The sequence below is a fragment of the Kitasatospora sp. NPDC057738 genome (genome assembly GCF_042798815.1).
GTDB lineage: Bacteria > Actinomycetota > Actinomycetes > Streptomycetales > Streptomycetaceae > Kitasatospora > Kitasatospora lactacystinica.
The window spans coordinates 64,761-78,543 of sequence record NZ_JBHVJT010000043.1; the positions used below are offsets into that span (position 1 = coordinate 64,761).

Annotated in this window: 11 protein-coding genes; 3 read left to right on the forward strand and 8 right to left on the reverse strand. The window is 75.0% G+C overall.

Annotation, left to right across the window (positions count from 1 at the left end):
* Positions 1–109 precede the first annotated feature (109 nt).
* The gene (locus ACFVGO_RS23260) at positions 110–4,084 is read right to left on the reverse strand and encodes a Pls/PosA family non-ribosomal peptide synthetase (protein WP_380633800.1); all 3,975 of its coding nucleotides are present in this window, start codon (positions 4,082–4,084) and stop codon (positions 110–112) included.
* A 435-nt stretch (positions 4,085–4,519) separates the two neighbouring features.
* Here ACFVGO_RS23260 and ACFVGO_RS23265 point away from each other — a divergent pair, with 435 nt between their 5' ends.
* On the forward strand, positions 4,520–5,227 hold the full coding sequence (locus ACFVGO_RS23265) for a histone deacetylase (protein ID WP_380633802.1): 708 nt from the start codon (positions 4,520–4,522) through the stop codon (positions 5,225–5,227).
* Between the two features lie 36 nt (positions 5,228–5,263).
* Here the strand turns inward: ACFVGO_RS23265 and ACFVGO_RS23270 are convergent, their stop codons facing one another.
* The 4 genes from ACFVGO_RS23270 to ACFVGO_RS23285 form a co-directional block, all read right to left on the reverse strand.
* A complete protein-coding gene (locus ACFVGO_RS23270) occupies positions 5,264–8,908 on the reverse strand; it encodes a trypsin-like peptidase domain-containing protein (protein WP_380633804.1) in 3,645 nt (1,214 codons plus the stop codon).
* A gap of 84 nt (positions 8,909–8,992) precedes the next feature.
* On the reverse strand, positions 8,993–9,295 hold the full coding sequence (locus tag ACFVGO_RS23275; protein ID WP_359906629.1) for a trypco2 family protein: 303 nt from the start codon (positions 9,293–9,295) through the stop codon (positions 8,993–8,995).
* Between the two features lie 203 nt (positions 9,296–9,498).
* Positions 9,499–9,885 (reverse strand): DoxX family protein, encoded by a 387-nt coding sequence (locus ACFVGO_RS23280; RefSeq protein WP_359906631.1) that lies wholly within the window; start codon positions 9,883–9,885, stop codon positions 9,499–9,501.
* 31 nt (positions 9,886–9,916) lie between these two features.
* Positions 9,917–10,393, reverse strand: a complete 477-nt coding sequence (locus ACFVGO_RS23285; protein WP_359906633.1) for a carboxymuconolactone decarboxylase family protein — start codon at positions 10,391–10,393, stop codon at positions 9,917–9,919.
* Positions 10,394–10,566: 173 nt separating this feature from the next.
* Between ACFVGO_RS23285 and sigJ the strand changes: the two genes are divergently transcribed.
* On the forward strand, positions 10,567–11,532 hold the full coding sequence (gene sigJ, locus ACFVGO_RS23290) for an RNA polymerase sigma factor SigJ (protein ID WP_380633807.1): 966 nt from the start codon (positions 10,567–10,569) through the stop codon (positions 11,530–11,532).
* A gap of 66 nt (positions 11,533–11,598) precedes the next feature.
* On the opposite strand, the gene ACFVGO_RS23295 is transcribed toward sigJ, so the two are convergent.
* Positions 11,599–11,988 (reverse strand): hypothetical protein, encoded by a 390-nt coding sequence (locus ACFVGO_RS23295; RefSeq protein WP_359906637.1) that lies wholly within the window; start codon positions 11,986–11,988, stop codon positions 11,599–11,601.
* Between the two features lie 197 nt (positions 11,989–12,185).
* Between ACFVGO_RS23295 and ACFVGO_RS23300 the strand changes: the two genes are divergently transcribed.
* A complete protein-coding gene (locus tag ACFVGO_RS23300) occupies positions 12,186–12,374 on the forward strand; it encodes a hypothetical protein (RefSeq protein ID WP_380633809.1) in 189 nt (62 codons plus the stop codon).
* On the opposite strand, the gene ACFVGO_RS23305 is transcribed toward ACFVGO_RS23300, so the two are convergent.
* Positions 12,337–12,948 carry a DUF2306 domain-containing protein gene (locus tag ACFVGO_RS23305; RefSeq protein ID WP_380633811.1) on the reverse strand — a complete coding sequence of 204 codons (612 nt, stop codon included), beginning with the start codon at positions 12,946–12,948 and terminating at the stop codon, positions 12,337–12,339. The two genes, ACFVGO_RS23300 and ACFVGO_RS23305, sit on opposite strands and share 38 nt — an antisense overlap.
* Positions 12,949–13,078: 130 nt before the next feature.
* Entirely contained in the window at positions 13,079–13,432 is a 354-nt protein-coding gene (locus ACFVGO_RS23310; RefSeq protein ID WP_380633813.1) for a VOC family protein, read from the reverse strand.
* Positions 13,433–13,783: the final 351 nt, after the last annotated feature.

Below are 13,783 nucleotides of genomic sequence, written 5' to 3' on the forward strand. Positions count from 1 at the left end.
TTGTGTTGGTGGGTGTTGTCTCGCTGGGTGTGGGGGGGGGGGGTGCTGTGGTCACGGGTATGGACCGTGACCGCACCGCGAACTCATCGCCCCGCTTGGGTGATCCGCGTCACACCCCGGCGGCGGCCCGGCGGCGGCGCCGTCCGGCGGGCGGGGTGGGGTCGGCGTTCCAGGCGGCGACGGGGTTGCCGAGCCAGTGCCCGCCGCCGGGGACGTTCTCGCCGCGCATGACGAGGGAGGCCGGGCCGACGGTGGTGCCGGCGCCGAGGGAGGAGTTGAGCAGCACGATGGAGTGCGGGCCGGTGGTGGAGCCGGCGGCGAGGTGGACGGGGCCCAGGCGCATCACCCGGTCGTGGAAGAGGTGGGTCTGCAGGACGGTGCCGCGGTTGACGCTGGCGCCGGCCTCGACGGTGACCAGGTCGGTCTCGGGCAGCCAGTGGGTCTCGCACCACACGCCGCGTCCGATGCGGGCGCCGAGGCTGCGCAGCCACACGTTCAGGTAGGGGGTGCCGGTGATGGTGTGGCCGCCGAAGGGCATGGCGAGTTCCTCGACGAAGGTGTCGTAGAGCTCGTTGCGCCATACGAAGGAGGACCACAGGGGGTGTTCGGCGACGCGGAAGCGTCCGACGAGCACCCATTTGGCGGCGGTGGTGAGGGCGCAGGCGGTGACGGCGGCGGCGATCAGGACGAGTCCGGCGGCGCCGAGGGCGGCGCCGAGCCCGTAGGCGTCGCGCAGTTCCTGGAGGGCGGCGAGGACGAGGTCGCCGAGCAGGGCGGCGAGGACGATCGGCAGCAGCCGGCAGAGCTCGACGCCGGCGCGCGCCCACATCAGGCGCCGGGGCGGGTCGTAGGTGCGGCCTTCGGTGCCGGTGTCGGCGACGCGGGGCAGGGCGAAGGCGGGGCGGCCGAGCCAGGAGGAGCCTTCGGGGGCGTGGGCGGGGGTGTCGGACAGTACGCCGACGAGGGAGTTGTCGGGCAGGTGGCGGCCGGGGCCGACGATGCCGGAGTTGCCGACGAAGGAGCGGCGTCCGACGTGGGCGGGGCCGAGGTGGAGCCAGCCGCCGCGCAGTTCGTAGGGGGCGACGAGGGTGTCGTCGGCGAGGAAGGCGCCGTCGTCGACCCGCATCAGGCCGGGCAGGGCGAGCACGGTGGAGGCTTCGACGCGGCGGCCGACGCGGGCGCCGAGCAGGCGCAGCCACACGGGGGTGAAGAGGCTGGCGTAGAAGGGGAAGAGGGTGCGCCGGGCGGTGTCGGCGAGGCGGCTGACGGCCCAGGCGCAGAAGGCGACGCGGCCGGTGGCGGGGTGGAAGCCGGGGCGCAGCGGGCGGGACAGGAGGCGGACGAGGAGCGCTATGAGGGTGGCGTAGCAGGTGATGGTGAGGGCGGCGAGGGGGACGGTGGCGGGCAGGAGTTGGACGAGGGCGCCGGCCAGGGTGGCGTCGGTGTCGATCATCGGGTAGACGATGAGCAGGGCGGGCAGGGCGGCGATGATCGGGACGAGGCCGAGGACGGTGAAGCCGGCGCCGTAGGCGAGGTTCCAGCGGCGGGGGGCGGGGGCGGGGGTGGTGGGCCAGTCGGCGGGGGCTTCGGTGGCGGGGCGGGCCGGGGAGCCGGTCCAGTGTGCGCCGGGTGGGACGGGGGTGGTGGCGGTGACGCAGGAGCCGGGGGCGATCTCGGCGCGGGCGCCGATGCGGGCGCCGGGCATGAGGGTGGCGCGGTGGCCGATGCGGGCGCCTTCGCCGATGTCGATGCGGCCGAGGTGGAGGGTGTCGCCGTCGAGCCACCAGCCGGCGAGGTCGGCTTCGGGTTCGACGCAGGCGTGGGCGCCGAGGCGGGCGAGGCCGGTGACGGGGGGCAGGGTGTGGAGTTGGACGCCGGGGCCGACGCGGCAGCCGAGGGCCTTGGCGTAGCGGGGGGCCCAGGGGGTGCCGGCGAGGGCGGCGGTGCCGAACATGGCGGTGTAGCGTTCGGCGGCCCACAGGCGCAGGTGGACGTGGCCGCCGCGGGGGTGGCTGCCGGGGCGGATGCCGGCGGTGAGCAGGCGGGCGCCGGTGGCGGCGAGCAGGGTGCGGCCGGGGGCGCTGTAGAGGAGGAGCAGGCCGGCGGCGACGGGCCACCAGGAGCTGTGGGGGGCCCAGGCGAGGTTGCTGCCGGTGAGGTTGTCGAGGGCGATCAGGACGAGGATCCAGCGCAGTCCGGCGAGGGAGAACATGCCGAGGAGCAGGAGGGTCTGCCAGAGGCCGGCGCTGCGGGGGGTGCGGCGTACGGTGCGGCCGCGGACGGCGGTGGTGGCGGCCGTGTCCTCGGGTGCGGTGGTGGGGGTGAGGGTGTCGAGGTGGGCGGCGAGGGCGGCGAGGACGGGGTGGGCGTACAGGTCGGCGACGGAGACGCCGTTGTGACGGGTGCGCAGTTCGGAGACGAGGCGGGCGGCGGTGAGGCTGGAGCCGCCGAGGGCGAAGAAGTCGTCGTCGGGGCCGGGGGTGGTGCCGAGCAGGCGTTCCCAGTGGCCGGCGAGCAGGCCGGCGGTGCCGTCGAGGGCCCGGGCGGCGGGGGCGGTGCCGGTGGTGGCGAGCGGCCAGGGCAGGGCGCCGCGGTCGACCTTGCCGGAGGTGCGGGTGGGCAGGGAGTCGACGAGGGCGAGGACGGGCACCAGCGGGGCGGGCAGGTGTTCCAGGAGCCGGCGGCGGGCGGTGGTGAGGTCGGGGGTGGTGCCGGGGTGGGCGACGAGGTAGCCGACGAGCAGGTCGGCGCCGGCGGGGGTCCTGCGGACGGCCGCGGCGGCGGCGCGGATGCCGGGCAGGGCCTGGAGGGCGGCGTCGATCTCGCCGAGTTCGATGCGGCGGCCGCCGAGTTTGACCTGGTCGTCGGCGCGGCCGAGGAAGACGAGGCCTTCGGGGTCGTTGCGCACGAGGTCGCCGCTGCGGTAGACGCGGGGTGAGGCGAGGGCGGGGTGGGCGCTGAACTTCTCGGCGTCCTTGGCGGGGTCGAGGTAGCGGGCGGTGCCGACGCCGGTGATGAGCAGTTCGCCGCTGGCGTGCCAGGGGACGGGGTTTCCGGCCCGGTCGACGACGGCGATCTCCCAGCCGTCGAGGGGGGCGCCGATGCGTACGGGCTCGCCGGGGAGCAGGCGGGCGGCGGTGGCGACGACGGTGGTCTCGGTGGGGCCGTAGGTGTTCCAGAACTCGCGGCCGTCGACGGCGAGGCGTTCGACGAGTTCGGCGGGGCAGGCCTCGCCGCCGACGATGATCAGGCGGACGGCGTCCAGGCATTCCTGCGGCCACAGGGCGAGCAGGGTGGGGACGGTGGAGACGGCGGTGATGCGCCGGGTCACGAGCCAGGGGCCGAGGTCGGTGCCGGCCTTGACCAGGGCGCGGGGGGCGGGGACGAGGCAGGCGCCGTGGCGCCAGGCCAGCCACATCTCCTCGCAGGAGGCGTCGAAGGCCACGGAGAGGCCGGCGAGGACGCGGTCGCCGGGGCCGAGCGGCCGGTGGGTGAGGAAGAGGCGGGCCTCGGCGTCGACGAAGGCGGCGGCGGAGCGGTGGGTGACGGCGACGCCCTTGGGGCGGCCGGTGGTGCCGGAGGTGAAGATGATCCAGGCGTCGTCGGCGGGGCCGGGCCAGGCGGGGCGGCCGCCGGGGCGGGCGGCGGCGCCGGGGTGGAGGACGCGGCCGGGGCCGAGGACGGCGCAGACGGCGGCGTCCTGCCAGATCATCCCGGCGCGCTCGTCGGGGTCGTCGGCGTCGACGGGGACGTAGGCGGCGCCGCAGCGCAGGACGGCGAGGACGGCGATGTAGAGGTCGGCGGTGCCGGAGGGGATGCGGATGCCGACGCGGTCGCCGCGGCCGATGCCGTGGCCGGCCAGTTGCCCGGCGAGGGTGTCGACCTCGTGGAGCAGGGCGCGGTAGTCGAGGACGGTGTCGCCGGTGTCGAGCGCGGGCGCGTGGGGGTGGGCGTCGGCGGTGGCGGCGACGATGTCGAGCAGGCTGCGGGGGTGGGCGGCCTGGGCCACCGGCCAGCCGGCCGCGGGGCCCTGGTGGGGGCGGTGCAGCGTGCCTGGGCCGGCCGTGTCGTGGCGTGCGTCCATGGATGGGTTTCCTTGGCTCCGGAGTCCTGGGGGGCGCGTACGGGTGTACGGGTGTACGGGTGTGACGCCGGGTGACCCGGTTGTCACCTGCGGGAGGGCGCCCACTCACCATGACTCTGCTGGGAGTCGGCTGGATGCAGCGAAGGTTCGATCAAAGGGAATTCTCATCATCGATGCCGCATGGGAACAGCAACGGTATGAATCGAATGACATTTCGCGGGTTTTCGCTCTTTTCCGCTGGTGAAGAGTAATCGCCGAATACCGGAACGGCGCGACGGGAGAGGGAAGGGTGATGAACACCATGGCGTCCGGAACGCTACCGGTGGCGAGGGGGTCGCTACCGGATCGGGGGGTTCTGGTCGGATCATCGGACTGTTCACGGTTTTCACATCTTCGTGTGGGACCCTTTCGCACACCTCGCCGCGGCTCCGTCCTGTGAGCGGGCCGGGAAAGGACCCCTCGGGCCGGGAATCGGCCGGGCATTCCGCCGAGGACGAGGGGCCGCGGACCAGCGCCGCCGGCCGCAACGGGAGCGCGCTCGTCTGGTACGTGGCGTACGGCTCGAACCTGCACGCCGCCCGCCTCGCCTGCTACCTGCGCGGCGGACGCCCGGACGGCGGGGCGCAGACCCAGCCCGGCTGCCGCGATCCGCGCCCGCCGCGCCGGGCGGTGGCCACCGTGCTGCCGGGCACGCTCTACTTCGCCGGGCACTCGCTCACCTGGGGCGGCGGCTCGGCCTTCTACGACCCGGCCGCCGGCGGCGAAGTGCCGTGCCGCGCCTATCTGGTGACTGTCGGTCAGTTCAGCGACATCGCCGCCCAGGAGATGCGCCGGAGCCCCGGCGCCGACCTCGACCTCGCCCCGGCGCTCGCCACCGGGCGCGCCGAGCTGGGCCCGGGCCGCTACGAAACCCTGCTGCACGTCGGCGAGTCGGACGGCCACCCGCTGCTGACCTTCACCGCCTCCCGGGGCGTGGCCGGCGCCGATCTCAACGCTCCCGCCCCGCCCTACCTGCGCACCCTGGCCGCCGGCCTGGCCGAGTCCCACGGCTGGGGCCCCTGGCGCGCGGCCGGCTACCTCGCCACCCGCCCGGGCGCGGCCGGGCACTGGACGCCGCGCGCGGTGGCGGCGGTGCTGGGCTGAACAACACCGGGACCCGCCGGGCCTGGTGTCCTGCGCTCAGGCCCCGGCCGGGCCGCGTCCGGCCAGCCGTGCGCGCAGGCGCTCCGCCGGCAGGGCGTCCGGGTACGCCAGGAGTGCCTCCCGGGCCCTGCGCAGCGCCTCCTGCTCGATCCCGGCCGGCAGGTCGTCGCGCTCCAGCAGGTGCAGCAGGACGAAGGGGGCCCTCGGCGTCGAGCCGCGCCTGGCCAGCCAGTCCGTCGTGTGCCGCAGGAGCAGGGACAGCTGGGCCGGGGAGAGGTCCCGCCGTTCCAGCAGGGCGCAGAGGATCTCCCGGGTCTTGTTGCTGAAGTTCGCCGAGAGCCGCTCCAGTCCCAGCGCCACCGCCCGGGAGGCCTGTTCGGGGGTCAGGTCCGACCGCCTCAGGAGCGGGCACAGGAACGGCCGCTGGAAGTGGAAGGTGGTGTGGGCGGCGCACAGGTCGATCGCGAGGTCGATCCCGAACCGGGCCTGGTCGGGCCGCAGTCCGGTGCGGCGGCCGAGGAGCGAGCCGAGGAGGGCCGGCTGGGCGGGGTCGGCGCGGAGCTCCGCCACCACCAGATCGGCCACCTCGGTCAGCTGCTCTCCGGTCAGCTCCCTCCGCCACAGCAGGGCCTGGAGGACGCGCCGGCGGTCGGCGGAGGTCTCGTTCAGCTCCAGCCACCGGAACGCCCGGGAGATGAGGGGGCGGGCCTCCTCGGGAGTCAGCGGGCGTTCGAGCAGTCGTTGCAGCGCGACGGCCGCCGCCGGGTCGGCGGGATCGCCGGCCAGCTGGTGCAGCAGTCCGGTGCCCGCGCCGGTGCCTTCGCCGGTGCCGGTGCCTTCGCTGGCCAGCAGGACGCGCAGGACGTGGCTGCGGTGCGGGCTGGCGGGATGGAGCCTGCTCCAGACCTCGACGTAGCGGGTCACCCGCCGCGCCCGGTCGGGGGTGAGATCGTGGCACTCCAGGACGACGCGGAGCACCGCGCCCGCGGTGGGGACCTCGGCATGGTGCTCCGCCAGCCAGTCGAGGCCCCGTTCGAGCGCCGCGCGCTCCTCGGGCGCCGTCAGCGCGGGGTGGCTCAGGAGCGTGCGCAGGAGCGACGCGGCCCGCAGGGTGCCGGCGGCGTCCCGGTGGTCGGCGAACCAGGCGAGGGTGCGGCGCACGGCCTCCTCCCGCTGCTCCCCCACCGGGTTCCCGTACGTCAGCAGGTGCTGCAGGACGGCGGCGCTCGCCTCGGACGGGCGGCGCGGGCTCAGCCAGTCGAAGGCGCACTGGACCACCCGGCCGCGGGTGGGTGCGTCGTGGTCCCGCTTGAGCAGCTGTTTGAGGACCAGCGGGGCGGAGCGCCAGCCGGCGTGTCCGCGGACCCACTCCAGGGCGTGGTCCACGGCCAGCCGCTCCTGGCCGCAGGAGAGGTCGTCCCGTTCCAGGAGCGCCTGGATGACGTGGTCGGCGTCGGTCTGCCCGGCCCGCCGGGACAGCCAGGACAGCGAGGCCGAGATCAGCGGCTGCGGCACGTTCTGCGGATCGCCGAGCGCCGCCGAGAGGAACGGCCGTGCGGCGTGGTCGAGTTCGGCCCGGGTCAGCCAGGGGCGGACCAGTGCGTCCCAGGTCTCCAGGGCCGCGGACTTCCAGGGCGGGTCGAGGGTCATGGCGAGCAGCGCCTGCTCGCCGTCCCTGCCCGCGTGCTCCAGCAGCTGTCCCAGCCTGACGGCGTTGCGGGTGGCCCAGTCCCGGCAGAAGCGCTCCAGTGCGCCGGCCCGGTGGCCCGTTCCCGGCCCGTCCAGGTCGGAGGCCAGCCGCTGCAGATGGCCGGTGAACAGGGCGAACGAGCGGGAGTGCCGGGACGTGGCGTCGAACAGCGTTTCGGCGGATGCGCCGTGGATGCTCCAGCCCGGTGGCGGCAGGAGGGAGTGCAGGACCAGTTCGTCCGTCACGATGTCGTGGACGACGTGGAGTTCGCCCTCGGACTCGTCCATCCAACCCAGCGAGACCAGGGTGTCGGTGACGTGCCGTCCGCCCATGACGCCCGCGGCGGTGCGGGGGTGGGCGTCGAGCAGCGCGTCGAGCGCCTCCTCCACGGCCGGGCGGGGCTGCGGGCAGATGCTGACCGCCGTGGCGAAGGCCAGGTGGGCGAGGTCGGGCAGGGCGGTGGCCAGCGGGCCGGTCGCGTCCCCGGTGCCGACGGGGGTCAGGGAGTCCTGCCGGATTCCCTCCCGGATCCAGCTGACCAGTTCACCGGGGCGCACCCGCGCGAGGTCCGGGGCGAGGTGGCCGGCGCGGATCCGGCGTTCGAGGGCGTCGGCGATGAGCAGGGCGATGACCGGACGGCGCCCGCAGGCCCGGGCGAGTTCCTCCTCCCCCCACCGCTGGAGCGCCTGCGGTGCGACTTCACGGAGGATGTGGGTGATCACCGTGGTCCGGTGGTCCTCGTCCTGGCGCAGCAGGACCTCGTCGAAGAGGAGCCCGGCACCGCGCTGGTGGAGCCGGTGGCGTGCTCCCGGACGGGTCGAGGCGAGCGCCGCGACGTGGACGCCGCACCGTTTGGCCTCGGGCAGCAGGGCGTCGACGAGTGCCCGCGGGTCCAGCTGGGCGCAGGTGTCGAGGGAGTCGAGGACGAGCAGGACCCGGGGCCGCTCGGCCTCGCGCACGACCTGCGAGAGGTCGTCCACCGTCACGGAGTTGTTCGCCTGGAGGTGGAGGACCTGCCAGCCGTCGAGATGGGCGGCCCGCGCGACCTCGAAGCAGGTCCGGGTCTTTCCCGCGCCGGCCGGTCCGACCAGGAGGACGCCGCGCGGGTCCGGTGTCGAGAGACGGCGCAGCAGGTTCCGCGGCTGGGCCTCGTGGTGGGGGCCGGGGCTGACGAAGGAGAGGCGGTCGTCCACGAGGCGGGTCTCGCGTCCGTGCAGGCCGCGGACGACCTCGTCGTGGCTGTGGATCTCCCGCAGGCGTTGCGCGGGCTCCTCGCGGTCGGTCACCGCGACCGGGTCCGGGTCGACGTCGTGGGCGCGCAGGTAGCGGACGAAGCGGGGGTCCTCGGACAGCCCCTGGAAGCCGGTGGCCGTCAGGCTCGCGGTCCCCCCGCGGGTGTGGTGGCTGCTGCACACGCCCAGCAGTACGTCGTCGCGGGTGAACACGCCGGCGCCGGAGAAGCCCGTCCACGGTGATGCCGGGCCGGGCCGGTCGGTGGGCGCCGCCGGGGGCGTCGCGGGGGGCGGGGAGGTCAGTGACAGTTCCAGGTCGGCGCGGCCCAGGAAGGAGCCGAGCAGCACGTCGCCGTTGATCTGCCGGGTGGTCGGCCGCATCTCGTCGATGGCGAAGTCCGGGAAGCCGACCGCGGTGAACGCGATGCGGCCGAGCCGGGTGGGCGCGACGCCGAGCCGGATCGGCGGCAGGTCCCCGCGGTCCTCGGCCAGCACCAGCAGGGCCAGGTCGAGGGAGGGGTCCTGGTGGCCGACCACCAGGTCGACGGCGACGGGCTTGCCGCTCCCGCCGGCCGTTCCGGCCGCCGGGCGGACCTCGTAGGCGTAGCGGTCGGCGTCCTCGAAGGCGTGGCGCACGGAGAGTGCGAGACCGCTCGTGAGCAGGAAGCCCGAGGCATGGAACAGGGAGTGGCCGGTCGTCCGGTCCCGTCGGGCGACCATGACCACCCTGTCCAGCATGCCGTTCGGGCCGCGCCGCATGCCCTGTCCCCCACCCGCCGTTCGGACCGTTCCGCAAAGCCTCCCCGGTGGCGGCTACCGCCGTCCGCCGGGCCCCGCCCGGCGTCAGTCGGGCAGCAGGATCCCGGCCTCGGAGTTGGTCAGCACCGCACCGCCCTGCTCGGTCTCCGCCGTCAGCTCCAGCGACACCGTGTGCGTGGCGGTCCTGGCGCCGGCGGCCTTGGCCCCGCCGGAGACCACCCAGAACTTGACCCCGCCCTCGACCTCGGCCGAGGCGGTGACGGCGACCTCGACATCGAGCTTGACGGAGTTGACGCGCAGCCGCACCGGCGAGCCCTCGCCGTCGGCCATCGCGGTGGCGAGCTCCTGCCGAAGCGCCCGGATGGTGTCCGCGAGCCCGATCTCCATACCCGTCCCCCTTCGGCCCGCTCCCCGTACACCGGGTGCGGCCACGAGATGATCATCAGTGGGACATGGTAGGCCACCGGCACCCGCCCGGTCCGGGCGACCGGTGAACGGCCGCCGGGGCCGCCCGGCGGCGCGGCGCCGCGCCCTCGCGGCGGCCGTACCGTCGAGCGGCCCCGGTCCTCCCACCGGACCTTCCCGGCAGGTCAGTTGAGGAAGGACTCGGGCCCGAGGCGGCCCCAGGCGACGAAGGCGGCCAGCAGGATGTAGACCGCGTCCACCGCCACCAGCCGGTACTCCCGACGGCGCACCCGCACGGCCGCCGCACCGGCCATCAGCAGCACCAGTCCGACGGCCGCCAGCGGCACGAACACCGGCGCGATGCCGAGCACGGCGGGCAGGACCAGCCCGGCCGCCGCCAGCACCTCGACCGCGCCGATGGCCTTCACCCCTCCCTCGGTGAAGTCCTCCACCCAGCGGCCGGCGGCCCCGGTGGCGGCGATCCTCTCCTTCGGCGCGAGCATCTTGAACGCGCCGCCCACCAGGTAGACGGCGGCCAGCAGCCCGGCGACGATCCACAGCGCGACGTTCACGGCGTCCCCCTCTCCTCGTGCCCCGGGCCGGTCAGTGCTGGTACATGCCGACCTCGTAGCCGCCGCCGGGCTGGCGGAGCATCACATTGGCCCGGTTGAAGGCGTTGATGATCGCGATCACGCAGACCAGCGCGGCGAGCTGCTCCTCGTCGTAGTGCTTGGCGGCGTTCGCCCACACCTCGTCGCTCACCCCGCCCGCGGCGTCCGCGAGCCGGGTGCCCTCCTCGGCGAGTTCCAGCGCGGCGCGCTCGGCGTCGGTGAACACGGTGGCCTCCCGCCAGGCGGCGACCAGGTTGAGGCGCACCGGGTCCTCCCCGGCGTGCACGGCCTCCTTGAAGTGCATGTCGATGCAGGCGCCGCAGCCGTTGATCTGGCTGGCGCGCAGCCGCACCAGCTCCTGGACGGTGTACGGCAGGCTCGACTCGGCGACGGGCTTGTTGGCGGCGATCAGGTGCTTGAAGACCTTGCCCATGACGGGGCTGGCGAAGGGGTTCAGGCGGGGTTCCATGGTGTGCTCCTCGGTCGGTGGTCCCGTTGCTGCCCTTGAAGACAGGACAGCCCGCCGTTTTGTGACATCCCCGCGCCGCCCGCCCGCCGTGACCTGCGCCACACCACCCGCCCGCGGTCCGCGGCGGGCCTCGGGTAGCCTGCTGGCCACGATCGGGACAGGGGGCGTCCGGGGTGAGTTCGACGGATGTGGCGGGCGCGGCCGGGTACCGGCCGCTGCTGTTCTCCATCGCCTACGGGATGACGGGTTCGGTCGGCGACGCCGAGGACCTCGTCCAGGACACCTTCCTCGGCCTCGCCCGTGCCGACCGGGCCGGCACCGCGATCGCCGACCCGAAGGCGTACCTGACCACGACCGTCACCCGCCTGGGCATCAACCACCTGAGGTCCGCGCGGGTGCGGCGCGAGACCTATGTCGGCGAGTGGCTGCCCGAGCCGGTCGTGACCACCGCCGGGCACCCCGGCCCGGCCGAGCACGCCGAGCTGGCGGACACCCTGTCGATGGCGTTCCTGGTGCTGCTGGAGGCCCTCTCCCCCGTCGAGCGCGCGGTGTTCACGCTGCGCGAGGCGTTCGGGTACGGCTACCCGGAGGTGGCGGAGACGGTCGGCCGGAGCGAGGCGAACTGCCGGCAGATCCTCTCCCGCGCCCGCAAGCGCCTGGCCGCGGCCGAGGACGGCCCCGTCCTGCCGGCCCCGGCCCACCGCGCGCAGGGCGAGGAGCTGGCCCGCCGCTTCTTCGAGGCCGCCGAGGGCGGGGACCTGGACGCGCTGCTCGGCATGCTCGCCCCCGACGTGGTGGTCCGGGGCGACGGCGGCGGCAAGGCCCGCGCGCTGGCACGCTCGGTCACCGAGCCGCTCCGCGTCGCCCGGCTGCTCGTCGGCGGCCTGCGCCGCGTCCTGCTCCTGGGCGCGCGCCTCGTCCCGGCCCGGGTCAACGGCCGCCCGGGCGCGGTGGTGTACGACGCCGAGCAGCGCGTGGCCGGCGTCATCGTGCTGGACATCGACGCCGACGGCGCGGTGCGGGCCGTCCACTCCGTGTCCAACCCGGACAAGCTCGGCCACCTCGGGCCGGTCTCCGACCTCGGGCTGCGGCCGGCGCCGAAGCGGCCCTCCGACGAGGTCGCCCCGCCGGCACCGTGACCCCGGCGCGCGGGACATGCGGCGGCCCGGGCCCGAACGCCGGACCCGGGCCGTTCACCCCGAGGGTCAGGGGACGGTGCAGACGGCGGTCGCCAGGATCGACTCCGTCGCGGTACCGGTGTTGGTGCCGCGCACGACCCAGGAGCTGCCGCTCGGGTAGGAGTCGGTGAAGAAGATCCGGAAGGCGCTGGTCTGGCCGCCGCCACCGGTGGGCACCTGGCCGGACGGGCAGGTCACGGTGGCGAACCCGTTGCCGCCCGGGGCCACGTCGACGAAGTCGCCGAAGACCTGGTTGTGCGCGGACAGCAGCGCGGGGTCGGCGGCGGCCTCGTCGTGGGGCACCACGACGCCCGGCTTGCCGGCGGGCTTGCCGTCGGCGAAGGCGACGGCGGCACTCGCGGCCAGGACGCTGAAGGCGGTCAGGGCGGTCAGGACGAGGGGCTTCGTACGGGCCACGGCGGCCTCCTGGGGTGTGGGGTCGGGCTGTGTCGACGGCGGGCCGTTCCCCGCCTCGACCCCGATCCGTACCCGAACCACCCTGGTCCGCCGCCGGGGAAGGCATCCGCTACCCGGGCGGAGGAACCCCGCTGCCCGGCCGGGCTAACGGGGGCCGCACTCCCCGGTTCGGTCAACGACGGTCCAGCAGCGGAAACATGAGCAGCCGTCACCTCGGCCGGTTCCGCCAGTTCGATGCCTCGGCCCGCGTCATCGGCCGGCGCCACGCCCTGCGCATCGTCCGCACCCCGGGCCGCACCCCCACCACTGACGTCCGCGCCCACGTCCGCGCCCGGGTCCGGGCACCGGTCACGCCGGCGCCCCGGCGGCGGGGCGGCGGCGGGTGAACCAGCAGGCCAGCAGCAGGTTGGGCACCCAGCACAGCCAGGCGATGGCGGTGTAGGAGGTGCGGAAGTCCAGGTGCGCGGCCATGGCGACGGTCAGCATGAGCCGCAGGGTGACGGCGGCGAAGGTGAGCGCGAAGCTGCGGACCATCCAGCGGCGGTGGTCGACCACCCGCCCGTCGAGGATCGCCCGCAGCCCGGCGCCGCCGGTCACCAGCCAGGCGACGGCCAGGCAGGCGAAGCCGGTCCCGGAGACCGCGCCGCCGTACGCGACGGGCGCCATCAGCAGCGCGCCCGCCCCGCCGACCAGGCAGCCGATCAGGTAGGTGACGCCGATGCGGCGGTGCAGGCGCGGGCGGCGGTTCCGCAGGCGGCGGGAGAACTGCCACGGCCCCACCAGCAGAGCGGCGAGCGCGCCGAATATGTGGATGTAGAGCGGCACTTCGTGACTCAGGTAGGTGGCGCGCTGCTGCTCGATGAAGACCGCCGGATCGAAGCTGAGGTACTTGGCGGAGACGGCGACGATGAGGGTGGAGAGCACCGTCATGACGGCCCAGCCGGCCCGTGTGATGCGCATGCACCGAGTCTCGGGCCCGACGGCCGGGTCCGGCATCGGGGTTGTCCCCGAGAAAGCACCCTCAGAGAACCCTCATCTCCGGTGCCGGGATGGGGAGATGATCACCCCGGCCCGCCGCGGCTCGGCCCGGTCAGGCGGGCTGCCAGAGCTCGATCCGGTTGCCCTCGGGGTCGGTGACCCAGCCGAACCGGCCGACGCCCGCCATCTCCTGGGTCTCCTCGGCCACGTCCGCCCCCCGGGCACGCAGTTGGGCAAGCATCGCGCCCAGGTCGCGGACGCGGAAGTTGAGCATGGTCCGCTGGGTGCGGGAGCCGAAGTAGTCGGTCCCGGACTCGAAGGCCGCGAAGACCGTCGGCCCGGGCTCCTGGCGCCACAGGCCGTGTTCGTCGGCGTCCAGCCCCAGACAGTCGCGGTACCAGGCGCCCAGCGCCGCGGGGTCGGCGGCCCGCAGGAAGTACCCGCCGATGCCCACTACTCGTTCCATGCCGCCATCCTGCCACCACGGTGGTCGGCGGGCCCGGCACGACCCTCCCTCCTCGTCTTCGGGTGATCTTGGTCGGGTGTCGGCGCGGCGTCCGGACGGGCACGGCGCGCGGTCCGGTATGCATGTCCCGGGCCGGGGATCGTGGGCGGATCATGCTCCCGTCATCCCGCCAACTCCATGCCACCCGAGACGATTTGATCACTATGAAGCTGGTACGACGAATCGCCGCCACCGTCGCGGCGGACGCCTGTCGCCGCACCCCGAGGGACTGACGGAACCGGCCCAGGAGGGGGGGGGGGGGGGGGAGCAGAGGGAGGGGGGGGGGGAGGGAGTCGCCCGGTGGGGGGGGGA